21 protein-coding genes and 1 riboswitch are annotated in these 24,442 nt (G+C 70.7%); of the genes, 1 reads left to right on the forward strand and 20 read right to left on the reverse strand.

Annotated features, from left to right (window positions below; all coding sequences use genetic code 11):
* Window positions 1–70: 70 nt before the first annotated feature.
* The 11 genes from pyk to hisI form a co-directional block, all read right to left on the reverse strand.
* Complete coding sequence (gene pyk / locus ACTIMO_RS05675; protein ID WP_448181754.1) at window positions 71–1,561, reverse strand: pyruvate kinase; 1,491 nt, start codon at window positions 1,559–1,561, stop codon at window positions 71–73.
* A 48-nt stretch (window positions 1,562–1,609) separates the two neighbouring features.
* The gene (locus tag ACTIMO_RS05680; RefSeq protein ID WP_055771726.1) at window positions 1,610–3,067 is read right to left on the reverse strand and encodes a glutamate synthase subunit beta; all 1,458 of its coding nucleotides are present in this window, start codon (window positions 3,065–3,067) and stop codon (window positions 1,610–1,612) included.
* A complete protein-coding gene (gltB, locus tag ACTIMO_RS05685) occupies window positions 3,060–7,679 on the reverse strand; it encodes a glutamate synthase large subunit (protein WP_448181755.1) in 4,620 nt (1,539 codons plus the stop codon). The genes ACTIMO_RS05680 and gltB overlap by 8 nt, the downstream gene beginning before the upstream one ends.
* 329 nt (window positions 7,680–8,008) lie before the next feature.
* Window positions 8,009–9,118: a prolipoprotein diacylglyceryl transferase gene (gene lgt / locus ACTIMO_RS05690; RefSeq protein WP_448181756.1), complete on the reverse strand. Its 1,110-nt coding sequence runs from the start codon at window positions 9,116–9,118 to the stop codon at window positions 8,009–8,011.
* Window positions 9,115–9,975 (reverse strand): tryptophan synthase subunit alpha, encoded by an 861-nt coding sequence (gene trpA, locus ACTIMO_RS05695; RefSeq protein WP_448181757.1) that lies wholly within the window; start codon window positions 9,973–9,975, stop codon window positions 9,115–9,117. Before trpA ends, lgt begins: the two co-directional genes overlap by 4 nt.
* The gene (gene trpB / locus ACTIMO_RS05700) at window positions 9,972–11,327 is read right to left on the reverse strand and encodes a tryptophan synthase subunit beta (protein ID WP_448181907.1); all 1,356 of its coding nucleotides are present in this window, start codon (window positions 11,325–11,327) and stop codon (window positions 9,972–9,974) included. Before trpB ends, trpA begins: the two co-directional genes overlap by 4 nt.
* A gap of 212 nt (window positions 11,328–11,539) precedes the next feature.
* Window positions 11,540–12,367, reverse strand: coding sequence for an indole-3-glycerol phosphate synthase TrpC (gene trpC / locus ACTIMO_RS05705; protein WP_448181758.1), 828 nt, complete (start codon window positions 12,365–12,367; stop codon window positions 11,540–11,542).
* Entirely contained in the window at window positions 12,368–12,616 is a 249-nt protein-coding gene (locus ACTIMO_RS05710) for an HGxxPAAW family protein (RefSeq protein WP_082471566.1), read from the reverse strand.
* Between the two features lie 144 nt (window positions 12,617–12,760).
* A complete protein-coding gene (locus ACTIMO_RS05715) occupies window positions 12,761–13,624 on the reverse strand; it encodes a Trp biosynthesis-associated membrane protein (RefSeq protein ID WP_448181759.1) in 864 nt (287 codons plus the stop codon).
* Entirely contained in the window at window positions 13,621–15,174 is a 1,554-nt protein-coding gene (locus tag ACTIMO_RS05720) for an anthranilate synthase component I (protein WP_448181760.1), read from the reverse strand. Before ACTIMO_RS05720 ends, ACTIMO_RS05715 begins: the two co-directional genes overlap by 4 nt.
* A 5-nt stretch (window positions 15,175–15,179) precedes the next feature.
* On the reverse strand, window positions 15,180–15,632 hold the full coding sequence (gene hisI, locus ACTIMO_RS05725) for a phosphoribosyl-AMP cyclohydrolase (protein ID WP_448181761.1): 453 nt from the start codon (window positions 15,630–15,632) through the stop codon (window positions 15,180–15,182).
* Window positions 15,633–15,713: 81 nt separating this feature from the next.
* Here hisI and ACTIMO_RS05730 point away from each other — a divergent pair, with 81 nt between their 5' ends.
* The gene (locus ACTIMO_RS05730; RefSeq protein ID WP_422391786.1) at window positions 15,714–16,358 is read left to right on the forward strand and encodes a TIGR03085 family metal-binding protein; all 645 of its coding nucleotides are present in this window, start codon (window positions 15,714–15,716) and stop codon (window positions 16,356–16,358) included.
* A gap of 29 nt (window positions 16,359–16,387) precedes the next feature.
* Here ACTIMO_RS05730 and hisF read toward each other — a convergent pair whose 3' ends face one another.
* From hisF to aspS, 9 genes are all read right to left on the reverse strand, one after another.
* Window positions 16,388–17,158, reverse strand: a complete 771-nt coding sequence (hisF, locus tag ACTIMO_RS05735; RefSeq protein WP_055771761.1) for an imidazole glycerol phosphate synthase subunit HisF — start codon at window positions 17,156–17,158, stop codon at window positions 16,388–16,390.
* 10 nt (window positions 17,159–17,168) lie between these two features.
* Window positions 17,169–18,011 (reverse strand): ATP phosphoribosyltransferase, encoded by an 843-nt coding sequence (hisG, locus tag ACTIMO_RS05740; RefSeq protein WP_448181762.1) that lies wholly within the window; start codon window positions 18,009–18,011, stop codon window positions 17,169–17,171.
* Window positions 18,012–18,077: 66 nt separating this feature from the next.
* Complete coding sequence (locus ACTIMO_RS05745; protein WP_448181763.1) at window positions 18,078–18,341, reverse strand: phosphoribosyl-ATP diphosphatase; 264 nt, start codon at window positions 18,339–18,341, stop codon at window positions 18,078–18,080.
* Between the two features lie 71 nt (window positions 18,342–18,412).
* On the reverse strand, window positions 18,413–18,898 hold the full coding sequence (gene ribH, locus ACTIMO_RS05750; protein WP_422391785.1) for a 6,7-dimethyl-8-ribityllumazine synthase: 486 nt from the start codon (window positions 18,896–18,898) through the stop codon (window positions 18,413–18,415).
* Window positions 18,895–19,647: a 3,4-dihydroxy-2-butanone-4-phosphate synthase gene (ribB, locus tag ACTIMO_RS05755; RefSeq protein ID WP_448181764.1), complete on the reverse strand. Its 753-nt coding sequence runs from the start codon at window positions 19,645–19,647 to the stop codon at window positions 18,895–18,897. Before ribB ends, ribH begins: the two co-directional genes overlap by 4 nt.
* On the reverse strand, window positions 19,644–20,297 hold the full coding sequence (locus tag ACTIMO_RS05760; RefSeq protein WP_448181765.1) for a riboflavin synthase: 654 nt from the start codon (window positions 20,295–20,297) through the stop codon (window positions 19,644–19,646). Before ACTIMO_RS05760 ends, ribB begins: the two co-directional genes overlap by 4 nt.
* Window positions 20,298–20,400: 103 nt before the next feature.
* Window positions 20,401–21,459 carry a bifunctional diaminohydroxyphosphoribosylaminopyrimidine deaminase/5-amino-6-(5-phosphoribosylamino)uracil reductase RibD gene (ribD, locus tag ACTIMO_RS05765; RefSeq protein ID WP_448181766.1) on the reverse strand — a complete coding sequence of 353 codons (1,059 nt, stop codon included), beginning with the start codon at window positions 21,457–21,459 and terminating at the stop codon, window positions 20,401–20,403.
* Entirely contained in the window at window positions 21,456–22,139 is a 684-nt protein-coding gene (pnuC, locus tag ACTIMO_RS05770) for a nicotinamide riboside transporter PnuC (RefSeq protein WP_055771779.1), read from the reverse strand. Before pnuC ends, ribD begins: the two co-directional genes overlap by 4 nt.
* Window positions 22,140–22,253: 114 nt before the next feature.
* Window positions 22,254–22,396: riboswitch (FMN riboswitch) on the reverse strand.
* 163 nt (window positions 22,397–22,559) lie between these two features.
* The gene (gene aspS / locus ACTIMO_RS05775) at window positions 22,560–24,338 is read right to left on the reverse strand and encodes an aspartate--tRNA ligase (RefSeq protein WP_422391781.1); all 1,779 of its coding nucleotides are present in this window, start codon (window positions 24,336–24,338) and stop codon (window positions 22,560–22,562) included.
* Window positions 24,339–24,442: the final 104 nt, after the last annotated feature.

Raw genomic sequence — 24,442 nt, forward strand, 5'->3', positions numbered from 1 at the left:
CCCGGTCGTAGCGACTACAAGAAGACCCCCACCCGATCGGGTGGGGGTCTTCGTGGTCAGCGCGTGATCGCTACTTCTTCCTGACGGGCCAGGGGCCGACGTCCTCCTTGATGAAGGAGGTGTGGTCGTCGGGGAGCTGGCCGGCGTCCGTGATGTCGCCGACGCGGTGCACCTTGATCGAGTTGGTCGATCCTGCCTGCCCGGGAGGGGAACCGGCGGCGATGACCACGAGGTCGTCGACCTCGACGAGGCCCTGCTCGAACAGGACGCGGTCCACCTGCGACGTCATCTGGTCCGTGTGCTCGACGAACTCGACGAGCTTGGGCTGGATGCCCCAGATGAGCGACATGGTGTTCAGCGTGGACTGCACCGGCGTGAAGGCGAAGACCGGCTTCTTCGGGCGCAGGCGCGACAGGCGGCGCGCCGAGTCGCCGGACTGCGTGAAGGTGCAGATGTACTTCGCGTCGAGCTGGTCGGAGATCTCGACGGCCGCGCGCGTAATGGCGCCACCGCGGGTCTTCGGCTTGCTGCCCAGCGGCGGGACGCGCTCGAGCCCGTGGCGCTCGGTGGACTCGATGATGTCGTTCATGATCTTCACCGTCTCCATCGGGTACTTGCCGACGCTCGTCTCACCGGAGAGCATGACGGCGTCCGCACCGTCGAGGACGGCATTGGCGCAGTCCGAGGCCTCGGCGCGCGTGGGCCGCGGGTTTTCGATCATCGACTCGAGGACCTGGGTCGCGACGATGACCGGCTTGGCCCAGCGGCGGGCGAGCTCGATCGCCCGCTTCTGCACGATCGGCACGTCCTGCAGCGGGAGCTCGACGCCGAGGTCCCCACGAGCAACCATGATGGCGTCGAAGGCGTCGATGATCTCCTCGAGGGCGTCGACGGCCTGGGGCTTCTCGATCTTCGCGATGACGGGGACCCGGCGTCCCTCCTCGTCCATGATCTCGTGCACGCGCCGGACGTCACCGGCATCACGGACGAAGGACAGCGCGACCATGTCGACGCCGATCTGGATGGCCCAGCGGAGGTCCTCCTCGTCCTTGTCGCTCAGTGCGGGGACGTTGACGGCGACACCGGGCAGGTTGATGCCCTTGTTGTTGGACACCATCCCGCCGACGACGACCTCGGTGGTGACCTTCACGTTGTCGACGGCGGTCGCGCGGAGCGATACCTTGCCGTCGTCGATGAGGAGCATGTCACCGACGTTGACGTCGTGGGGCAGTCCCTTGAAGGTGGTGGAGCAGATCTCCTGCGTCCCCTCGATGTCCTCGGTGGTGATCGTGAAGACGTCCCCCGGGGCGAGGGCGTGGGGTCCGTCGACGAACCGGCCGAGGCGGATCTTCGGGCCCTGCAGGTCGGCGAAGATGCCGACGGGCTTGCCCAGCTCCGCCGAGGCGCGCCGCACATTCTCGTAAGTGCTGCTGTGCACGGTGTAGTCACCGTGGCTCATGTTCATACGGGCGACGTCCACGCCCGCCTCGAGCACGGCGAGCGTGTTCTCATAGCTGGCGATTGCGGGCCCGAATGTTGCAACGATTTTTGCGCGTCTCATAAACCTAGCCTAGTCGTGTTGGGGTCGTGGGGATGGTGTGGGGGCCGGTCAGAGAACGGCGATGGAGCGATCTGACGGTGCTACGGGCGCGGGCAGCTTCGTGGATCCCATGAGGTACTTGTCCACGGCGGCAGCGCACGCGCGGCCCTCCGCGATCGCCCAGACGATCAGCGACTGGCCTCGGCCGGCGTCGCCGACCGAGAAGACACCCGCGGTGTTCGTCATGTAGTAGCCATCCCTCGCGAGGTTGCCGTGGTCGTCGAAGGCGGCCTCGACCTGCTCGGTGATGCCGGCGGGCTCGGCGCCCGTGAAACCGAGCGAGAGCAGCACGAGGTCCGCCGGGATCTCCCGTTCGGAGCCGGCCTTCGGGACACGCCGCCCGTCCACGAACTCGGTCTCCGCGACCTTGATGCCGCGCAGCACGCCGTTGTCGCCGACGAACTCGACGGTGGACGCGAGGTAGCGCCGCTCGCCGCCCTCCTCGTGCGCACTGGCGATGTCGAAGAGCGTCGGGAACGTGGGCCAGGGCTGGTCCGGCCGTCGCTCCGCGGGCGGCTGCTGGCCGATGGCGAGCGTGGTCACGGACGCGGCCTTCTGGCGGTGAGCGGTACCGAGGCAGTCCGCCCCCGTATCGCCGCCGCCGAGGATGACGACGTGCTTTCCCTCGGCGTGGATCTGGTCCTCGACGGCGTCGCCGGCCACGACGCGGTTCGCCGGGACCAGGTAGTCCATGGCGAAGTGCACGCCCTCGAGCTCACGGCCCGGGATCGGCAGGTCGCGCGGGACCGTGGCTCCGGTGGCGACCACGACGGCGTCGTAGCGGCGCTTCAGCTGTCCCCAGCTGATGTCCTTGCCGACGTCGACACCGGTCCGGAAGCGCGTCCCCTCGGCCTTCATCTGGTCGACCCGTCGCTCCACATGGATCTTCTCCATCTTGAAGTCGGGGATCCCGTAGCGGAGGAGCCCGCCGATGCGGTCGTCCCGCTCGTAGACGGCGACCGTGTGCCCGGTGCGCGTGAGCTGCTGGGCCACGGCGAGGCCCGCCGGTCCGGATCCGACGACGGCGACCGTCCGGCCCGTCAGGCGCTCCGGCGGGTGCGGCTCCACCCAGCCCTCACCGAAGGCCTGGTCCGCGATGGACACCTCGACCTGCTTGATGGTCACGGGAGGCTGGTTGATGCCGAGCACGCACGAGGATTCGCACGGCGCAGGGCAGAGCCGGCCCGTGAACTCCGGGAAGTTGTTCGTCGCGTGCAGCCGGTCGATCGCCTCCCGGCCCTTCTCCCGGAACGTGAGGTCGTTCCACTCCGGGATGAGGTTGCCCAGCGGGCACCCCTGGTGACAGAACGGGATGCCGCAGTCCATGCAGCGGCCGGCCTGCGCCTTCAGGACGCCCTTCTCCTGGGCCTCGTACACTTCCTTCCAGTCCATGATGCGCACGGGGACCGGGCGTCGGGGCTGGGTCTGGCGCTCGCGCACCTTCATGAATCCGCGTGGGTCAGCCACCGGTTACCTCCAGGATCTTGGTCCACGCCTCTTCGCCGTCGGGGTCGAGCCCTTGGTCGACGGCGGTGGCACGGGCGTCCAGCACCGCGGCGTAGTCGCGCGGCAGGACCTTGGTGAGACGGGCGATGGTGTCCTCGAAGGACCCGAGCAGGCTTTCCGCGAGGGTGGACTCGGTCTCCTCGACGTGCTGGATCAGCAGCCGCCGGACGATCTCGATGTCCTCGGCGTCGAGGTCGACGAGCAGGAGCTCCCCGTTCTCGAGGCTCTGCTTGTTGACGCGCGCACGGTCCAGGTCCAGGACGAACGCCGTCCCCCCGGACATGCCCGCGCCGAAGTTGCGGCCCGTGCGTCCGAGGATGAGGGCCTGCCCTCCCGTCATGTACTCGCAGCCGTGGTCGCCGATCCCCTCGGCCACCGCCGTCGCGCCGGAGTTGCGGACGAGGAACCGCTCCCCCACCTGCCCGCGCAGGAACATCTCGCCGCTCGTCGCGCCGTAGCCGATGACGTTGCCGGCGATCACGTTGTGGTCGGCCCGGAACACGTTGGCACGGTCCGGACGCACGATGATCCGGCCGCCGGAGAGCCCTTTGCCCACGTAGTCGTTCGAGTCGCCGAGCAGGCGCAGGGTGATACCGGCCGGCAGGAAGGCCCCGAGGGACTGTCCGGCCTGCCCGGTCAGGGTGACGTCGATGGTGTCCGGCGCCAGGACGTCGAGGCCGAAGGTGCGGGTGACCTGGTGACCGAGCATCGTCCCGACGGAGCGGTCGGTGTTGACGACATCCAGTGAGATGCGGACCGGCGAACGGTGCTGCAGCGCGTCGGAGCTCATCTCGATGAGCTTGTTGTCGAAGTGCTGGTCCAGGTCGTGGTTCTGCTTCAGCATGTTGCGCATCGGCTCGCCGGAGTCGAACTCGTTTCCGCGCAGGATCGGGTCCAGGTCCAGCCCGTCGGCCTTCCAGTGCTCGATCGCCTTGCGGGCGTCGAGCAGCTCGCTGTGGCCGATGGCCTCCTCGAGCGTCCGGAAGCCGAGCTCCGCCAGGATCTCTCGGACCTCCTCGGCGATGAACTCGAAGAAGTTGACCACGAACTCCGGCTTGCCGGTGAAGCGGCTGCGGAGCTCGGGGTTCTGCGTCGCCACCCCCACGGGGCAGGTGTCGAGATGGCAGACGCGCATCATGATGCAGCCCGAGACCACGAGGGGGGCGGTCGCGAAACCGAACTCCTCGCCGCCCAGCAGGGCGGCGATGACGACGTCGCGCCCGGTCTTGAGCTGTCCGTCGACCTGGACCACCACGCGGTCGCGCAGGCCGTTGAGCATGAGGGTCTGCTGCGTCTCGGCGAGGCCGAGTTCCCACGGGATGCCCGCGTGCTTCAGGGAGTTGAGCGGGCTCGCGCCCGTCCCGCCGTCGTGCCCCGACACCAGGACGACGTCGGCCTTGGCCTTCGTGACGCCCGCGGCCACCGTGCCGATGCCCACCTCGGACACCAGCTTGACGTGGACCCGCGCGCTCGGGTTGGAGCGCTTGAGGTCGTAGATGAGCTGTGCGAGGTCCTCGATCGAGTAGATGTCGTGGTGCGGCGGCGGCGAGATCAGCGCGACACCGGGCGTGGAGTGCCGCGTGCGGGCGATCCACGGGTAGACCTTCTGGCTCATGAGCTGGCCGCCCTCACCGGGCTTGGCTCCCTGCGCCATCTTGATCTGGATGTCGTCGGCGTTGGTCAGGTACAGGCTCGTGACGCCGAACCGGCCCGAGGCCACCTGCTTGATGGCGGACCGCCGCTCGGGGTCGAGCAGGCGCTCGACGTCCTCGCCGCCCTCACCCGTGTTCGACTTCCCGCCCAGGCGGTTCATCGCGATGGCGAGGGTCTCGTGCGCCTCCTGCGAGATGGAGCCGTAGCTCATCGCCCCTGTGGAGAAGCGCTTCACGATCTCCGAGACCGGCTCCACCTCGTCGAGCGGGAGGGGCGGCCGGGCGTCGTCGCGCAGCCTCAGCAGGCCGCGGAGCGTCATGAGCTCGCGCGACTGGTCGTCGACGCCCTGCGTGTAGGCCTTGAAGATGTCGTAGCGGCGCTCACGCGTCGCGTGCTGCAGCCGGAAGACCGTCTCCGGGTTGAACAGGTGCGGCGGGCCCTCGCGGCGCCACTGGTATTCGCCGCCGTTGTCGAGGCCGCGGTGCGGGTCCTCGATGCCGTCCTGCGGGTATGCCGTGTCATGCCGGGCAGCGGTCTCCGCGGCGATGACGTCGAGGCCCACGCCACCGAGCTGCGTCTGGGTGCCGTGGAAGTACTCGTCCACGAGCTCCTGCGAGAGTCCGAGCGCCTCGAAGGTCTGCGCGCCGCAGTAGGAGCTGACCGTGGAGATGCCCATCTTGGACATGATCTTCAGGACGCCCTTGCCGAGGCCCTTGATGAGGTGCGCGACGGCGGCCTCGGCGCTCACGCCCGTGATGTCGCCGTTGCGGACCAGCTCCTCGCAGCTCTCCATCGCGAGGTAGGGATTCACGGCGGACGCCCCGTACCCGATCAGCACCGCGACGTGGTGGACCTCGCGGACATCGCCCGCCTCGACCACGAGGGACGTCTTGGTGCGGTTGGCGCTCTTGAGGAGGTGGTGGTGCACGGCGCTCGTCAGGAGCAGCGACGGGATGGGCGCCCACTGACCGTTCGAATCGCGGTCGGAGAGCACCACGTACTCGACGCCGCGGTTCAGGGCGCTGGAGACCTGCTCGCAGATCTCGGCGAGGCGCGCCCGGAGGGCCGCCTCCCCGCCGTCGTGCCGGTACAGGCCGCGCACGCGCACGGTCAGCCGGTCGCCGTCGTCGGTCTCGAGGTTGGCGATCTTCGCCAGCTCGTCGTTGGTGATGACCGGGAACTTCAGGGCGATCTGCTTGGACCGGACCTGGCCGGTGGAGAGCAGGTTGCCGTCGGGTCCGATCGTGACACCCATGGAGGTCACGAGTTCCTCGCGGATGGAGTCCAGCGGCGGGTTGGTCACCTGCGCGAAGGACTGTACGAAGTAGTCGAACAGCAGGCGCGGACGCTTGGACAGGACGGCGATCGGCGTGTCCGAGCCCATGGCGCCGAGCGGTTCCGCACCGTTCTTCGCCATCGGGCCGAGGAGGATGCGCAGCTCCTCCTGCGTGTAGCCGAAGGTCCGCTGGCGGCGGTTGATGGAGGCCTTGGTGTGCACCACATGCTCGCGCTCGGGCAGGTCCTCGAGCTGGATCAGGTTCTCCCGGACCCACTCCCCCCACGGGTTCGCCGCGGCGACCTCGGCCTTGATCTCCTGGTCCTCGATCAGCCGGCCCGCCTCGGTGTCGACGAGGAACATCTTGCCGGGTGAGACACGGCCCTTGCGGACCACGCGGGACGGCTCGACGTCGAGCACGCCCACCTCGGAGGCGAGGATGACGAGGCCGTCCTCGGTGACCCAGTACCGGGCGGGGCGGAGGCCGTTGCGGTCCAGCACGGCGCCGACGAGCCGACCGTCCGTGAAGGACACGGCGGCTGGTCCGTCCCACGGCTCCATGAGCATGGAGTGGTACTGGTAGAACGCGCGGCGGGCGGGATCCATGGTGGCGTGGTTCTCCCACGCCTCCGGGATCATCATCATGATCGAGTGCGTGATGGGCCGGCCGGAGAGCGTGAGGAGCTCGGCCACCTCGTCGAAGGACGCCGAGTCCGACGCGCCGGGCGTGCAGATGGGGTACAACTCCTCGGGCGAGGCCCCGAGCAGCGGGTTGGACAGCTGCGACTGGCGGGCCCGCATCCAGTTCCGGTTGCCCTTGACGGTGTTGATCTCGCCGTTGTGGGCGATGGTCCGGAAGGGCTGCGCGAGCGGCCAGGACGGGAAGGTGTTGGTGGAGAAGCGCGAGTGGACGATCCCGAGGCGCGTCTTGAACCGCTCGTCCGACAGGTCCGGGTAGAACGGTTCCAGCTGGGCCGTGGTCAGCATGCCCTTGTAGACGATGGTCTTCGACGACAGCGACGGGAAGTACACGCCGTACTTGTTCTGCGCCCTCTTCCGCAGGCGGAACGCGCGTCCGTCGAGGTCCGAGGCGTCACCGTCGGCGGGAGCCAGGAACAGCTGGACGAAGTGCGGCATGCAGGCGCGCGCCATGGCTCCGACCAGCTCGGCGACGACGGGCACCACGCGCCAGCCGAGGACCTCCAGGCCTTCGGACTCGGCGATGGACTCCAGTCCCGCGCGGGCGGTCTCCTCCTCCTTCGCCTCGGCGGGCAGGAACGAGGTCCCGACCACGTAGCCGCCGGCAGGGGGCAGGTCGAAGCCCGCGACGGCGCGGAAGAACTCGTCGGGGATCTGGGTGAGGAGGCCCGCACCGTCTCCGGTGCCCTCGTCCGCCCCGACCGCGCCGCGGTGCTCGAGGTTGCGGAGCGCCGTCAGGGCGGCATCGACGATGTCGTGGCCGGGTTCACCGCGCAGGGTGGCGATGACGGCGAGACCGCATGCATCCTTCTCGTTCTGCGGGTCGTACAGGCCCGTGGCCTCGGGCAGCGAGGCGAACCGCGTGAAAGGGGACTCGGCGGCGTCCGTCGAGGACGTGTCCGTGCCCGGGTCCGCCTGCAGAGGGTGTGGCGTCAAAGCAGTCATAGAAAGGATCCTTCCCCCATGATGGAGCGTCGGGAGGGGACAGCCTTGGCCCCGCGGGCACCGATCCGAGGGGAACGGGCACCGTCTGTCGATCTCGCGTGCACCGCCCGGCCCTGCGCCGCCCGGCGCTGTTGGCGGGCGATCACTGTGGTCATCCTGCGCTGGTCAGGGCGGTACCGGTGCAGGCTCGGAAGGTGATCCGGCCGTCGCACCTGTGGTCCACAACTGTGTGGTGTTGCGTCCTTGAGGGGCGGTGGCCCGGGGACTGCTGTCGGGGACCCAGTCCCGCGGCTCCGCTCTCGCGGGGTCCTCGGAGCGTGGATCGATCCTCAGGAGCCGTTTGTTTCGGACAGATTACCACGCTCGTTCCGCGCGTCCGCCGCTCCATCCGAGGCGTGGCCACCTGTGGCTGAAGCGTTACTCACGGATCGTCCGGCGTCGTCACGATCGGTGGGAGGCTCGGCACCTGCGGCATCCGCGGCAGCGGTGCCGTCGGTGACCGTGGTGTCCTTGGCGCCCGTATCCGTGGCACCCGTGGAGTCGACGTCCGCCCCGACGGCAGCCTTCGGTTCCCGGCCCGGCACATACACCGACGGCGCCTCGGCCGGCCGGCGCTTCACGGCGAGATACACGAGGACGGCCAGCGCGACGACGAACACGGCGATACTCGTCCAGACGTTCAGGCGCTGCGTGACGCCGAAGAGCGTCACCATCTCGGCGTCGTCGATGCGCAGGGCCTCGATCCAGACGCGCCCGAGCGTGTAGTAGGCGGCGTAGAGCCAGAACATGCGTCCGCCACGGAGGTTCAGCTTCCGCGCGAGCAGCAGGAGGATGGCGACTCCGGCGAGGTTCCACAGGAGTTCGTAGAGGAAGGTCGGGTGGAACAGCGTCCCGGGTTCCTGGTCGAGCGGGAAGTTGGCGTTGTCGGCATCGATCTCCAAACCCCAGGGCAGCGTGGTGGGCGCGCCGAAGAGCTCCTGGTTGAACCAGTTGCCGAGACGCCCCACGGCTTGCGCGAGGAGCACGCCCGGCGCCGCTGCATCGGCGAAGGCGGAGAGCCTGACCCCGGCCCGCCGCGCCCCGATCCAGGCCCCGACGGCACCGAGGGCGATGGCCCCCCAGATCCCGAGGCCGCCCAGCCAGATCTGCGGGATCCGGGCGAGATCCCCTTCGGGTCCGAAGTACGCGTCCGGCGACGACACCACGTGGTAGAGCCGTCCGCCGATGATGCCGAAGGGGATGGCCCAGATGGCGATGTCCCACACGGCGTCGGCGTGCCCGCCGAAGGCGACGAAGCGCTTCTGCGTGAGGATGAGCGCGAGGATGATGCCCGCGAGGATGCAGAGCGCGTAGGCGTGGATGGTGACCGGCCCGAGGGCGAAGCTCGCCCATTCGGACGGCGGGCTCGGGATGGACGCCGCGACGGCGATCCCGGTCATGCCGACCCTCCGGCGGACACCTTGGCGGCACCCGTGCTGAGCTCGCGCGTGAGGTCCGCGACCGCCTGCACGCCACCGTCCCTGAGGGCCGCCACGAGGGCCGTCCCGACGATCACGCCGTCCGCGTAGGCGCCGATCTCGCGCACCTGGGCGGAGGAGGAGACGCCGAGTCCCACGCAGACGCGCTCGGCGCCGGCGTCGTGCGCGGCGTCGACGACGGCCTGGGCCGCCGCACCGACGGAGGCCCTGGCACCCGTCACACCCATGACGGAGACCGCGTACACGAAGCCGCGGCTGGCGTCGACGGTGTTCTGCATGCGCTGCGGGGAGGTGGAGGGCGCGACGAGGAACACTCGGTCGAGGCCGAGCTCCTCGGAGACCTGCAGCCATTCCGCCGCTTCGTCGGGGATGAGGTCGGGGGTGATGAGCCCGGCTCCGCCGGCGGCGGCGAGGCGCTCCGCGAAGTCGCGGACACCCATCCGCATCACGGGGTTCCAGTACGTCATCACGAGCACCGCGGCATCCGTCTTCCGGGTGATGCCTTCCACGACGTCGAAGATCTGCGGCACGGTGAAGCCGTTCGCGAGGGCCTCGACCGTCGCCTCCTGGATCACCACCCCGTCCATGACGGGGTCGGAGTACGGGATGCCGATCTCGATGAGGTCCACGCCGTTCTCCGCCATGGCGATCCCGGCCTCGATGGTGGTCCTGACATCGGGGAACCCCGCGGGCAGGTAGCCAATGAGGGCTGCGCGACCCTCGCTGCGGGCCTTCTCGATGGCGGCAGCCGCCTTAGAGGCGGGTGCGCCGGCTGCGCCGGGCTCAGGTTGCTGCTGGTCAGGGACGTGTGTCGTCACAGCTGCTCACCCTCCTCTGCGATCTCCTGCTCCACGCTGTCGTCCGGCAGCAGGTCAAAGTAGCCCGCGGCGGTCGCCACGTCCTTGTCCCCGCGGCCCGAGAGGTTCACGACGATGATCCTGTCCGAGGGATGCTCCCCCGGGGCGAGGTCGGCGGCGAGGCGCCGGCCTAGCTTCATGGTCCCGGCAAGTGCGTGTGCGGTCTCGATGGCGGGGATGATGCCCTCGGTCTGGCTGAGGAGCTTGAAGGCCTCCATTGCCTCGGCGTCGGTAATGGGCTCGTAGTGCGCGCGCCCGATGTCCGCGAGGTAGGCGTGCTCGGGACCGACCCCGGGGTAGTCGAGGCCCGCCGAGATGGAGTGCGACTCCATGGTCTGGCCATCCTCGTCCTGCATCAGGTAGGACCGGGCGCCGTGCAGCACACCCGGTCGGCCGAGCGTGATCGTCGCGGCGTGGCGGCCGGTCTCCACGCCGTCGCCCCCGGCCTCGAAGCCGTACAGCGCGACCTCGCGGTCGTCGAGGAAGCCGTGGAACATGCCGATCGCGTTGGACCCGCCGCCCACGCAGGCCGTCACGGCGTCGGGCAGGCGTCCGGTCTGCTCGAGGATCTGCTCGCGCGCCTCGTCGCCGATGACCTCGTGGAAGTAGCGGACCATCGACGGAAAGGGGTGCGCTCCCGCGGCGGTGCCGAGGAGGTAGTGCGTGGTCTCGACGTTGGCGACCCAGTCACGCAGGGCGTCGTTGATGGCGTCCTTGAGGGTCTGCGACCCGTTGGTCACGGGGACCACCGTCGCGCCGAGCAGCTGCATGCGGGCGACGTTCAGCGCCTGCCGACGCGTGTCCTCCGCGCCCATGTACACGACGCACTCGAGACCGAGGAGGGCTGCCGCCGTCGCGCTGGCGACGCCGTGCTGGCCGGCGCCGGTCTCGGCGATGACACGGGTCTTGCCCATGCGCTTGGCGATCAGCGCCTGGCCGAGCACGTTGTTGATCTTATGGGACCCGGTGTGGTTGAGGTCCTCCCGCTTGAGGAAGACCCGGACGCCCCCGCAGTGCTCGGCGAAGCGCGCGGCCTCGGTGAGCAGCGAGGGGCGGCCGGCGTAGTTCCTGTTGAGCTCCGCGACCTGGGCCGTGAACTCGGGATCCGCCTTCGCCTTATCGAAGGTGTCCTGCAGCTCGTCGAGCGCCGCGATGAGCGATTCGGGCATCCAGCGGCCGCCGTAGGCGCCGAAGTACGGACCGGGGGCGTGGCGGAGGCTCTGGTCGTGGCTGAGGAAGGCCTCGGCCGTCCCGGCGTCGATGGCGTCCGCTGCTCCGGCGTCCGTGCCGGTCAGGCCCGTGTCCTGATGCATATCAGTCATGACTTCAGCAATCCTGTCCTGTTGGTCCTCGCCCGGACGGGGATGCGTCGCGGGCGCCGGCGGGTCCGGTGATCCGTCCCGTGTGCTGCTCGGTGGTGCTGGTGCCGACCGGTGGCCGGTGCTTGGCGGGCGCGTGCCCGGTATGGATGGTCCGGCTGGACCGCTCCCCGGTGGGAGCTGCCGGCGCCGGCCCGTCGACGCGTTCAGGCGCGCGCGGCCATACCCGACTCCCGCCAGGCGGTACGGCCCGTCCGGCGGAAATCCGCGATCGTCGCGGCCGGATCGTCGTGCCGGACGAGTGCCTCGCCGACGAGGACCGCGTGCGCGCCGCGGCCCGCGTACTCCTCGACGTCGGCGGCATCACGGACGCCCGACTCGGCGATGACGACGGTCCCCGCCGGGACGAGGTGGGCCAATCCGGCGAAGACGCCGCGGTCGATCTCGAGTGTCTTCAGGTTGCGGACGTTGACACCGATGATCGGTGCCCCCGCCGCGACGGCGCGCCGTACCTCGTCCTCGGTGTGGGTCTCGACGATCGCGCTCATGCCGAGTTCGTGGGTGAGGGCGAGGAAGCCGGCGAGTTCGGCGTCGGTGAGTGCCGCGACGATCAGGAGCACGACGTCGGCGCCGTGGGCCCGCGCCTCCCAGATCTGGTAGGCGTCCACCGTGAAGTCCTTGCGGAGCACAGGCACCTGGACTGCTGCTCGGACGGCGTCGAGATCGGCCAGCGAACCCCCGAACCGCCGCTCCTCGGTGAGCACGGAGATGACGGCGGCCCCGCCACGCTCGTAGGACGCGGCAAGGGACGCCGGATCGGCGATGTCCGCCAGGGCGCCCTTGGAGGGGCTGCTGCGCTTCACCTCGGCGATGACCGCGAGGTCTCCTCCCGCACCCGAGCCGAGCGCCGCGAAGGCGTCGATCGGCGCGGGAGCGGACGTCGCCGCCCTCCGGACGTCCTCGAGGGGAACGGCACGCCGACGCTCCGCGAGGTCCTCGCGGACGCCCCCGATGATGTCGTCGAGGACCGTCATCTAGTGGCCGTTGTTCTTGAGCTTGGAGCCGCCGACGCCGTAGCCGATCTTCCGGAGGACGAATCCGACGAGGAGGCCGACGAACATCACCGCGATCCCGATCCAGAAGAGGAGGGTGCCGAAGTCGTGGTTGCCCTCCGTGCTCGCCAGGATGTAGGCGAAGGAGGCCACAGCGGCACCGGCCAGCATGATGAGCACGCAGGTCCATGCCGCGGGGCTGTTGCCGTGACCAATCGTCTCGTCACCCATCCGGGCGTGGTTCGCGGGGGTGTTGCGGGTCGCGGAGGCGCGGGTCTCGGATGCCATGGTGAATCTCCTTCGAACGGGTCAGGTTCCATTCTGCCATTGATGGGGCGGTCGGGAGGAACCGGTGGGGACGTACGCGCCCGGCCGTCAGCCGGTCGGGTCGTTGCCCCGCGAGAGCTGGTCCCAGCTGTCGATCTCGTCCGCATGGGCGCTGGACCGGTCGCGGGAAGGGCGCGCCGTGGGCGAGGATGCCCCGCCGGTCTCGTCCCCGGCGGGGAGCAGTGGGTCGGAGGGTGCATCGGGCGCGGCCGCGGACCGTGCCGTCGCGGAGGATGACGCGCCTCCCGGGACCGGACGTCCGTCGACGGGACCTTCACTGCGTCCGTCGTCGTCATCGGCGACCGGGACCACCCCGGGGGCTACGTCTCCTGTGGAAGGCGCGGGCGCTCCGGGCTGCAGGTCACCGGCAGCAGGCGTGACCGCCCGCGAGGCCCCGGCGTCGTACCGTCGGTTCACTCCCCAGGTGCGGCCCGCCAGGACCACCCAGGCGGCCGCGAGCACCAGGAGGACGCCGGCCGCGACGGCGAGCCACGGGAAGATACCGGCCGTCGCCTCGGCACCGGCCAGGCCGCTCACGCCGATGGCCTCGCCGACGGCGGGTTCTGCAGCCGCCGCGGGATCGAGCGCGACACCCGCGCTGGACAGGGCGATACCGACGCCCGAGAGCACGAGGATCACGGCGATGACCCACCGCGCGAGGCGACCGGCGATCGACACGGCGAGGGCAGCCGCCAGTGCCACGAGGGCGAAGGCCGTCACGGGGGTCGACGCGTCACTCCCGGCGATCATCAGGTCCGGCGTCTGCACGGCCTCCTGCGGCAGGCGGACGGTGAGCCAGGTCTGGGTCGTGGAACCGAAGGCCAGGAGCGCGAGGACCACGATCCCCATGACGACGATGCCGCGCCGCGCGAACCTGCCCGGCTCGGTGCGCTCGGTGCGTCCGGCACTCATGGTGCCTCCACCGCCGCGGGCCGGAGCCCGGCCGCGGTGAGGGCTGCCCGCAGGGGTGCCGCAGCCTTGTTCACGGTCTCGAGGGCCTCGGCCTCCAGCACCGAATCGGCGACGATCCCGCCGCCGGCCTGGACGTATGCCGTGCCCTCGCGCAGGAGCGCGGAGCGGATGGCGATGGCCATGTCCATGTCGCCCGCGAAGTCGAGGTAGCCGACCACTCCTCCGTAGATGCCTCGGCGATGCGGTTCCACCTCGTCGATGAGGCGCAGTGCACGCGGCTTCGGGGCGCCGGAGAGTGTCCCGGCCGGGAAAGTCGCCGCGAGGACGTCGTAGGCCGTCTTCGCCGGCGAGAGCCGACCGACGACCGTGGAGACGAGGTGCATGATGTGGCTGAACTTCTCCACCTCCATGAACTGGGTGACGTCGACGCTGCCCGGCGTGCACACCTTGGAGAGGTCGTTCCGCGCGAGATCCACGAGCATGAGGTGCTCGGCCTTCTCCTTGGTGTCCGCCCGGAGTTCGACGGCGAGGTCGCGGTCCTCCTCCGTGGTCCTGCCGCGGGGGCGCGAGCCCGCGATGGGGTGGGTGATGACCTCGTCGCCCGTGACGGTGACGAGTGCCTCCGGCGAGCTGCCGACGATCGAGTAGCCGCGTCCGTCGGAATCCTCGAGGCTGAACAGGTACATGTAGGGGCTCGGGTTGGTGGTCCGCAGGATGCGGTAGACGTCCAGCGGAGAAGCGTCGCACTCGATCTCGAAGCGGCGACTGATGACGACCTGGAAGACCTCGCCGTCGACGATGGCCCGCTTGCCGCGCTCGATCGCGCGCAGGTACTCCGGCTCGAACCAGGACTCCCGGACGCGCTCCATCGACTCCTCCGCCGTCGGCGTGCCCTCGGCCATGACGGACACGGCGAGCTCGGCCGGGGCGACGAGCGTGGCGAGCATGGCGCGCACCCGCGCCACGGCGTCGTGCCAGGCCTCGTCGACCCGCTCGTCGGTGCCGTCGAAGTTGACGGCGTTGGCGACGAGGGTGAGCGAGCCCTCGGAGTTGTCATGGATGGCGAGGTCGGAGACCAGGCACATCGCCAGTTCGGGCAGCAGGAGATCGTCCTCGGGCGGACTCGTCAGCCGCTCCCAGTGGCGCACGGCCTCCCAGCCCACGAAGCCGACCATGCCGGAGGTGAAGGGAGGCAGTTCCTCGAAGCGCTCCGTGCGCAGGGCCTCGACGGTGAGGCGGAGCGCCTCGACGGGATCGCCTGCGACCGGCACGCCGGCCGGCGGCTCGCCCAGCCAGTGCGCTTCGCCGTCGCGCGTGGTCAGGGTCGCCCGGGAGTGCGCCCCGATGAACGAGTAGCGCGACCAGACGCCGCCGACGGCCGCGGATTCCATGAGGAAGGTGCCCGGGCGGCCGTCCGCGAGCTTGCGGTAGATCCCGATGGGCGTGTGCGCATCCGCCAGGACCTTCAGGTGCACGGGAACCACGCGCCGCGCCTTCGCCAGGTCGCGGAACTCCTCGAGGGTGGGGCTGATGGTGCCGAGCTGCTGCATGCGGGTCAGGATCCTTCCGCGTCGGGACGGCTGGAGATGACGGAGGGCAGGTCGCGGCCGTCGAAGCACGTGCGGCTGCCGGTGTGGCAGGCGGCGCCTTCCTGGTCGACGGTGACGAGCAGGGCGTCTCCGTCGCAGTCCAGGGCCACGCCCTTGACCCACTGACGGTGTCCGGAGGTGTCGCCCTTCCGCCAGTATTCGTCGCGTGACCGGGAGAAGAAGGTGACCCGACCCGTGGTCAGGGTCCGGCGGAGGGCCTCCTCGTCCATCCAGCCGAGCATGAGCACCTCGAGCGTGTCGTACTGCTGGACGACGGCGGCGACCAGGCCGGCGTCGTCCTTCTTGAGGGCCCCGGCGATCGCGGGATCGAGCAGGGGCGCGTCGCGCGCCGCCTGGCGTTCGGAGACCGGAGGAGCGCCTGTTCCGGCAGCGGACGGGGAGGACGTGGTGGGAGGCATCACCCCTGATTCTAGTGCGGCCCCGACGACGGCGCGGCGCGCCTGCCACCGCCCTCGCGCGGCGTGCTAGTTTCAGCAGTGATGCACTACGTAACCCCGTCCCGCGAGGTCCTGGCCGAGACGCTCCTGGCAGCCGGTCCCGATGCCCCCACGCTCTGTGAGGGGTGGCACACGCGCGATCTGGCGGCGCATCTGTACCTGCGCGAGCACAAGCCTGCCCTGGGCCTCGGCATGGTCGTGAAGAGGTTCGCCCCGATCACCGAGCGCGCCACGCGGGAGACGGCCGAACGTGCCGGATCCCCGGCGGGCTACGAGGCGCTCGTTCGGCGTTTCCTCGCCGGTCCACCCGCGCTCTCGCCGATGCGCCTCAATGCCGTCGACAAGAGCGCCAACCTGATCGAGTACTTCGTCCACACCGAGGACGTCCGGCGGGCCGGCTCGCGCTGGGCACCGAGGGCGCTCGACGAGGACTACGCGAACGCCCTGTGGGAGGAACTCGTGAAGCGCGCCGCCATCCTCTACCGCGGCGTGGATCTCGGGATCGTGCTGGTGCGGACGGACGGTCCCCGCCACGTCGCGAAGCGCGCACCCGTATCGGTGGCCATCGTGGGCGAGCCGGGCGAACTGCTCATGCACGCCCACGGTCGCCGTGCCCAGGCACTCGTCACGTTCGAGGGCCGGCCCGATGCCGTCGCCCTGCTCGAGAGTGCCGACGTCGGTCTCTGAATCCTCCCGCTGCAGGCAGGACCCGGCGCCTAGCGGACGGGGTACCCTGCCGCGCGGATCGCGGCCTTGACGTCCGCGATCGCGGACACCGGACCGAAGTGGAAGACGGAGGCCGCCAGCACGGCGTCCGCGCCGGCCTCGACGGCGGGCGGGAAGTGTGCGGGCTCGCCCGCACCGCCCGAGGCGATGAGCGGCACGCCGACGGCCGCCCGTACGGCGCGGATGAGTTCGAGGTCGAACCCCTCCTTGGTGCCGTCGGCGTCGATCGAGTTCAGCAGGATCTCCCCCACCCCGCGGTCGGCGGCCTCCTTCGCCCAGGCGACGGCGTCGATCCCGGTACCCTTGCGGCCGCCGTAGGTCGTCACCTCGAAGCCCGACGGCGTCGCGGCGTCCCGGGTCCGGCGCGCGTCGAGCGACAGGACGAGGACCTGGGCACCGAAGTGCTTCGTGATCTCGTCGATCACGGCCGGCCGCGCGACGGCGGCGGTGTTGATCGAGGCCTTGTCCGCGCCGTACCGCAGGAGGCGGTCGACGTCGGAGATCTCGCGGACTCCCCCGCCCACCGTCAGCGGGATGAAGACCTCCTCGGCGGTCCGCGAGACGACGTCGAACGTGGTCTCGCGGTTACCGGAGGAGGCGGTCACGTCGAGGAACGTGAGCTCGTCGGCACCGGCCCGGTCGTAGCGGTGCGCGAGCTCCACCGGATCCCCGGCGTCACGCAGGTCCTCGAAGTTGACCCCTTTGACCACGCGTCCGGCGTCGACGTCGAGGCAGGGGATCACGCGGATGGCGACACTCATGCTCGCCTCCCTAGATCCTGCAGGCGTGGATGGTGCTGACGAGGATGGCGCGCGCACCGAGCTCGTACAGCTCGTCCATGATGCGGTTGGTCTGGTTCCGCCGGACCATGGAGCGCACCGCGACCCACTCGGAGTCGCGCAGGGGCGAGACGGTCGGGGACTCGAGGCCGGGGGTCAGGGCCGCCGCCGCGTCGACGAGGTCCTTCCGGACGTCGTAGTCCATCATCACGTACTGCCGGGCCACGAGGACGCCCTGCAGGCGGCGCAGGAGCACGTCGAGGCCCACGGGGGCGTCCCCCGCGCGGCCGATGAGCACGGCCTCGCTCTGCAGGATCGGATCACCGAAGATCTCCATCCCCGCGGCGCGCAGCGTGTTGCCGGTCTCGACGACGTCGGCGATGGCATCGGCGACGCCGAGGCGCACGGAGGACTCCACGGCGCCGTCGAGCCGGACCACCGACGCCGTGATGCCGCGCTCGGCGAGGTAGTCCTTCAGCAAGCCCTCGTAGCTCGTGGCGAGCCGCTTGCCCTCGAGCTGCTCGAGGGCGTCGAAGTCGCCGACCGGACCGGCGAAGCGGAAGGTGGACGCGCCGAAGCCGAGCTGCATGAGCTCCTCCGCCTTCACCTGCGCGTCGAGGAACAGGTCACGGCCGGTGATCCCGACGTCGAGCGTCCCGGAACCGACGTACACCGCGATGTCGCGGGGCCGCAGGAAGAAGAACTCGATCTCGTTCTCGGGGTCCACGAGGACGAGCTCGCGGGAGTCGCGGCGCTGGCGGTAGCCGGCCTCGGCGAGCATGGACGAGGCGGCCTCGGAGAGGGCGCCCTTGTTGGGGACTGCTACACGGAGCATGGGGTACTTTCGCGTCAGGAGGGTGGGACAGGCGATCGTGGGCCGCGGGCGGGTGGGCCGGCGCGGCTAGAGATGCTTGTAGACGTCCTGGAGCGTGAGTCCCTTCGCGATCATGAGGACCTGCAGGTGGTAGAGCAGCTGCGAGATCTCCTCGGCGGCGTCCTCCGTCGACTCGTACTCCGCGGCCATCCAGACCTCGGCGGCCTCCTCGACGACCTTCTTGCCGATGCCGTGCACGCCCGAGTCGAGTTCCGCGACGGTGCGCGACCCCGCAGGGCGCTCGCCGGCCTTGGCGCTGAGCTCCTCGAACAGGGAATCAAAGGTTTTCACATCCCCTAGGCTATCGGCTCGCCGCACCGGCTCGGCACGCCCGGCCCGCCCTGTGACGGATGCCTCGGCCGTCACCGCCCGAACGCCCGGAGGACGGAGGCCGTGGCCAGCGCGGCGGAGACCGCCTCGTGGCCCTTGTCCTCGGAGGAGCCGGGCAGGCCGGCGCGGTCGAGGCCCTGCTGCTCGGTGTCGCAGGTCAGGACCCCGAAGCCGACCGGTACGCCGGTCCGGACGCTGACGTCGGTCAGGCCGGAGGTCGCGGCCTGGCACACGTACTCGAAGTGGGGCGTCCCGCCGCGGATGACGACGCCGAGGGCAGCGACCGCGTCGACGTGCGGGGCGATGCGCGCGGCGGCGACGGGCAGCTCGAAGCTACCCGGCACGCGGATCTCGGTGACGTCCGCCCCCGCTTCCGCGGCGGCACGCCGGGCGCCGTCGAGCAGACCGTCCATGATCTGCGTGTGCCAGCTCGCCGCGATGATCGCGAGCCGCAGTGGCGCGCCGTCCTGCGTGGTGAGTGCGCTGATGTCGATGCTGGGTGCTCCGTGGCCGCTCATGCTGTTCCTTCCGGGGTGGTGTCGCTGGGGATGTCGAGGGGGTGTTCAGGGGTGTCCGGACGACGGACTGCACCGCCGGCGCCGGTGCTGCCGTCGGGCCCGGACGCTGCACGTGCCCCGAGGAAGACGACGAGATCCTCGATGGAGACGAGGGGGATGCCGTGCTCGTCGGCGAACCGGCGCAGGGCCGGCAGCCGCATCATGTCGCCGTCGTCGTGTACGAGTTCCGCGATCACCGCGGCCGGGCGCTTGCCCGCGAGGACACTGAGCTCCACCCCGGCCTCGGTGTGGCCGGCCCGCTCGCGCACGCCGCCCGGTGCAGCGCGGAGGGGGAAGACGTGGCCCGGCCGGGTGAGATCCGTGGGCTCGCTGGCGCCGTCCGCCAGGACACGCGCGGTCCGGGCCCGGTCCGCGGCGCTGATGCCCGTGCTGACGCCCGTCGCGGCGTCGCAGGACACGGTGTAGGCCGTGCCCTTCGAATCCTCGTTCACGGCGGTCATCGGCGGCAGGAGGAGGCGGTCCGCATCCTCCGCGCGGAGCGGGACGCACAGCACACCGGAGGTCCACCGCACGGTCCAGCCGACGAGCTGCAGGGTCGCGTCCTCGGCGGCGAAGACGATGTCGCCCTCGTTCTCGCGGTCCTCGTCGTCGACCACGACGACTGCACCGCCGGCCGCGATGGCGGCGATCGCGTCCTCGACGGGATCGAGGCGGAGGAGTGTCGTGTCGCGGGCCGGCTCGCGGATCACTGCGCGTCCCCGGACGTGTCCTGCCGCCGGGCGTCGACCGCCGCGAAACCGAGCAGGCGCTCGGCGTACTTGGCAAGCACGTCCATCTCGAGGTTCACGGGATCGCCGATGGCCTTGGCGCCGAGACCGGTCTCCCTGAGGGTCGTCGGGATGAGACCGACCTCGAACCACTGGTCGCTCTCGTCCGGCGCGCTCACCGCGGTCACGGTCAGGGACACGCCGTCGATCGCGACGGACCCCTTCTCGGCGGCGTACCGGCCGAGCGTCGCGGGCAGGCCGAAGCGGAGCCGGTGCCAGGCGCCGAGGTCCTCGCGCTCGAGGAGCACCCCGATGCCGTCGACATGGCCCTGGACGACATGACCGTCGAGGCGTCCGCCGGCCGGCACGCAGCGCTCGAGGTTGACGGGCGTCCCGGGCTGCAGCCAGCCCGTGGTGGTGCGGCGGAGGGTCTCGCCCATGACGTCGACGCCCACGCGCCCGCCGTCGAGCGTCACCGCGGTGAGGCAGACGCCGTTGACGGCGATCGACGCCCCTGGGCTGAGGTCCCTCCCGGTCTCGGGCGCCTCGAAGACGAGCAGCGCGCTCTCGCCGTCGGGCGTGACGTCGAGTGAGACGACGCTGCCCTGCTCGGACACGATTCCTGTGAACACGGGTACTTCCTTCGGGTGGGTCGGGAGGGGATGGAGCTACGGGTGGGTCTACCTGGATCGAGCGGGGGTCAAGTCGTCCGGCGTCGGACGCCGGACGGGCTGCTCACCCGGGCGGCGGCCGGAGGTGCAGCCGGACATCCGCCCCGAGTCGGTGGACGGCCGGTCCGCCCGCCTCGTCCAGGCCCCAACGCGGGGCAGCGGCGAGGGAGTCGATCCCCAGGTCGGGGAAGGCGGGAGCGCCGTCACCGAGGACCACGGGCGCCACGTAGCTGACCAGTTCGTCGACCACACCGGCACGGAGGAAGGCGGCGGCGATCCGCGGTCCCCCCTCGACAAGGAGGTGCCGCACCCCCCGGGCGAAGAGTTCATCGAGGGCGGCGCGGACGTCCCGGGTGGTCAGGTGGACGAAGCCCGGACCCCGGATGGCGGCCTCGCAGGGCACCGGGGTCAGCCCCATCACGACGCGCAGGGTCGCCCTGGCTCCCGCGGACGTCCCGTCCACCGCGGGCCCGCCGCGCGCGGTGAGGCGCGGATCGTCGTCGCGCACCGTCCCGCTGCCCACGAGGACCGCGTCGGCGAGGGCCCGGAGGCGGTGGCCGTCGGCGCGCGCCTCCGGTCCGGTGATCCACTGGCTGGTGCCGTCGACCGCCGCCACCCGCCCGTCGAGCGACTGGGCCGATTTCACTGTCACGAAGGGGCGACCCGCTGCGACGGACGCCGTCCAGCGCTCGTTGAGGTGCTGCGACGCTTCCGCTTCCACCCCGCCGACGCACCCGACGCCCGCTGCGCGGAGCCGGCCCGCGCCGCCCGCCGCTGGTCCGTTGACGTCAGCCGCGGCGAAGACCACGCGGGCCACACCGACGCTGATGAGCGCCTCGCTGCACGGGCCGGTGCGTCCCGTGTGGTTGCACGGTTCGAGCGTGACCACCATCGTGCCGCCGCGGGGGTCGTGCCCGCGGTCCCCGGCATCCGCGAGGGCCGCGGGTTCCGCGTGGGGGGTGCCGGCGCCTCGGTGGTGCCCCTCCCCGAGGACCATACCGTCGGGAGCCAGGAGGACGGCGCCGACGAGGGGGTTCGCGCCACGCACGCCGAGACCGGCGAGCTCCAGCGCGCGCAGCATCGCCCTCGCCTCGGCCTCCGCCACCCGCGTCGTCGTGCTCATCGGAGGCTGGGGTCGGGCAGGAGGGCCTCGACACGGGGTTGCGCCGTGCGCTGGGCTCTGGCCCACACGAAGAAGCCCACCAGGGTGAAGACCCCGTAGAAGGCGTACATGACGGCGCTCGCGTAGTAGCCGGCACTGAACAGCAGGGGAACACCCACGAGGTCCACGGCCACCCAGACCAGCCAGAACTCGACCCAGCCCCTGGCCATGCCGTAGGTGGCGAGGAGGGACCCGACGAAGGTCCAGGCATCGGCCCACACGGGCTCGTAGGAACCGAGCACGCGGAAGAGGGGGGTGAGGGCGACGGTCCCCAGGACCATGAAGGCGACCATGCCGATCCTGGCCCTAGTCCCGGCCCACCGGGGCGTCACGGCCTGCCCGCCCCCGTGTCGGCTCGCCTGCCACTGGCGCCACCCGTATACGGAGACGGCGATGAACATGACCTGGCGGCCGGCCTGGCCGAGGAGGTTGGCGGCACTCGCGGCGCCGAAGACGGAACCGAGGAAGACGGTGAGGAGGAGGACGTTGCCGACGATACCGACCGGCCAGGCCCAGACCCGGCGCCGCATGCCGCCGAGGGCGCTGAGCAGCCCGAAGACGTTGCCCACCACCTCACGGAGCAGCAGGGAGCCGTTGCCTACGGGGATGCGGGCTTCGAAGAGCCACTGCAGAAAATCCATGCCGATCCTTCGCCGCTACGACGGCTCCGGGTGATAGCAGCAGTGCACCCCGTGCCGCGGCGGACCACGGCATAGCCACGGCCCATCGATCGGGCAGCGGACAGTGCACTGCTGTGCGTGCTTCTCCCATCCAGACTTTGACTGTCGGTCCCGGAATTCCACCGGCTCAACCGCCCTCGTTCCGCGGGTGCGGAACGACGGAGCGGGTCGCGGACTATCACCGCCGGTTCGGACTTACACCGACCCCGGAGCACGTACTGCGCCGATTATTTCACAGTGCCCGCGGACCCACCGCCGGATCGTCACAATTCGTCCCACAGCGATCACCGCGGGCGTGGCGCATGAGGCCCCGGACGCCGGAGGGACGGGACACCCCTGCCGGGTGTCCCGTCCCTCAGGGCGCGGAGGCACCTGACCGGCCTACTGGTCGGCCGTGGTCTCCGACCTGGGCTTCGCGTCGACGCCCGCCTCCTTGCGCTGCTGCGCCGTGATGGGCGCGGGGGCGGCGGTGAGCGGGTCGTAGCCGCCGCCGGACTTCGGGAACGCGATGACGTCGCGAATGGAGTCCGTGCCGGCCAGCAGCGACACCACGCGGTCCCAGCCGAGCGCGATCCCGCCGTGGGGAGGCGCTCCGTACTTGAAGCCCTCGAGCAGGAACCCGAACTTCGCCTGAGCCTCCTCGGCGCTCAGTCCCATGACCGCGAACACGCGCTCCTGGACGTCACGCTGGTGGATACGGATGGATCCGCCACCGAGCTCGTTCCCGTTGCACACGATGTCGTACGCGTAGGCGAGGGCGTTCTCCGGGTCCGAGTCGAACGTGTCCACGAACTCGGGTTTCGGCGACGTGAAGGCGTGGTGCACGGCCGTCCACGCGCCGCCACCCACGGCGACGTCGCCCGCAGCCACCGCGGCCGACGCGGGCTCGAACATCGGAGCGTCGACGACCCACACGAACGCCCAGTCACCCTCCTTGACGAGTCCCGTGCGTCGGCCGATCTCGACCCGTGCGGCGCCGAGGATGGCGCGCGAGGACGCAGCGTCCCCGGCGGCGAAGAAGATGCAGTCGCCGGGGCTCGCGCCGGTCGCCGCAGCGAGGCCCTCGCGCTCCGCGTCGGTCAGGTTCTTCGCGACCGGTCCGCGCAGGCTCCCGTCGTCGTCGATGAGGACGTACGCGAGGCCCTTGGCGCCGCGCTGCTTGGCCCACTCCTGCCAGGCATCGAGCTGGCGGCGGGGCTGCGACGCGCCACCGGGCATGACGACGGCGCCGACGTAGGGGGCCTTGAACACACCGAAGCCGGTGTCCTTGAAGAAGCCGGTCAGCTCGCTGAGCTCCAGACCGAAGCGCAGGTCGGGCTTGTCGGAGCCGTACTTCGCCATGGCGTCCGCGTAGGTCATGCGGCGGATGGGCAGCGGCACGTCGACGTCGATGAGCTTCCACAGGCGGGAGACGAGCTGCTCGCCGAGCGCGATGATGTCGTCCTCCTCGACGAAGCTCGCCTCGATGTCGAGCTGCGTGAACTCCGGCTGGCGGTCCGCGCGGAAGTCCTCGTCGCGGTAGCAGCGGGCCAGCTGGTAGTACTTCTCGAAGCCGCCCACCTGGAGGAGCTGCTTGAACAGCTGCGGGGACTGCGGCAGGGCGTACCAGGAGCCGGGCGCGAGCCGCGCGGGAACGAGGAAGTCGCGCGCGCCCTCGGGTGTCGAGCGTGTCAGGGTGGGGGTCTCGATCTCCACGAACCCGTCCTGGTGCAGCAGCTCGCGCGCCACGCGGCTCGCCTCGGAACGCAGGCGCAGGTTGGCCTGGGGGCCCGGACGGCGGAGGTCGAGGTAGCGGTGGCGGAGGCGTGCCTCCTCGCCGACCTCGACGTGCTCGTCGATCTGGAACGGCAGGGGGTCCGAGGTGTTGAGGATGGTCACGGAGTCCGCGATCACCTCGACGGCGCCCGTGGGGAGGGCGGGGTTCTCGTTGCCCTCGGGGCGCTGCTGCACGGTGCCGACGATCTGCAGGACGTACTCGTTGCGGAGGCTCGAGAAGACGTCCTCCTCGCGGACCACGACCTGCGCGAAACCGGAGGCGTCACGGAGGTCGAGGAAGGCCACGCCGCCGTGGTCGCGGCGTCGAGCGACCCAGCCCGCCAGGGTGACCGATTGTCCTACGTGCTCGGGCCGAAGGGAGCCGAGTTCATGCGTGCGGAGCACAGCATTCCTTCCCACAGGGGTGTCAGATGAATCGCAGGTGCCGATGCGCCTGCCTACAGTTGGTGCGAACCGAGTCAACTTTACCGGTCCGCCCCCGGGCGCCC

This window comes from Arthrobacter sp. CP30 (assembly GCF_053470025.1).

Coding starts and splice junctions, on each gene's coding strand:
- lgt (WP_448181756.1), bottom strand. CDS start 9,118: ATGACCGGGATCGCCGTCGCGGCGTCCATCCCGAGCCCGCCGTCCGAA.
- pyk (WP_448181754.1), bottom strand. CDS start 1,561: ATGAGACGCGCAAAAATCGTTGCAACATTCGGGCCCGCAATCGCCAGC.
- hisI (WP_448181761.1), bottom strand. CDS start 15,632: ATGCCTCCCACCACGTCCTCCCCGTCCGCTGCCGGAACAGGCGCTCCT.
- ACTIMO_RS05715 (WP_448181759.1), bottom strand. CDS start 13,624: ATGAGTGCCGGACGCACCGAGCGCACCGAGCCGGGCAGGTTCGCGCGG.
- gltB (WP_448181755.1), bottom strand. CDS start 7,679: ATGACTGCTTTGACGCCACACCCTCTGCAGGCGGACCCGGGCACGGAC.
- trpC (WP_448181758.1), bottom strand. CDS start 12,367: ATGACGGTCCTCGACGACATCATCGGGGGCGTCCGCGAGGACCTCGCG.
- hisG (WP_448181762.1), bottom strand. CDS start 18,011: ATGCTCCGTGTAGCAGTCCCCAACAAGGGCGCCCTCTCCGAGGCCGCC.
- ribH (WP_422391785.1), bottom strand. CDS start 18,898: ATGAGCGGCCACGGAGCACCCAGCATCGACATCAGCGCACTCACCACG.
- ACTIMO_RS05730 (WP_422391786.1), top strand. CDS start 15,714: ATGCACTACGTAACCCCGTCCCGCGAGGTCCTGGCCGAGACGCTCCTG.
- ACTIMO_RS05710 (WP_082471566.1), bottom strand. CDS start 12,616: ATGGGTGACGAGACGATTGGTCACGGCAACAGCCCCGCGGCATGGACC.
- pnuC (WP_055771779.1), bottom strand. CDS start 22,139: ATGGATTTTCTGCAGTGGCTCTTCGAAGCCCGCATCCCCGTAGGCAAC.
- hisF (WP_055771761.1), bottom strand. CDS start 17,158: ATGAGTGTCGCCATCCGCGTGATCCCCTGCCTCGACGTCGACGCCGGA.
- trpB (WP_448181907.1), bottom strand. CDS start 11,327: ATGCATCAGGACACGGGCCTGACCGGCACGGACGCCGGAGCAGCGGAC.
- ACTIMO_RS05720 (WP_448181760.1), bottom strand. CDS start 15,174: ATGCAGCAGCTCGGCACCATCAGCCCCACCCTCGAGGAGTTCCGCGAC.
- ribD (WP_448181766.1), bottom strand. CDS start 21,459: ATGAGCACGACGACGCGGGTGGCGGAGGCCGAGGCGAGGGCGATGCTG.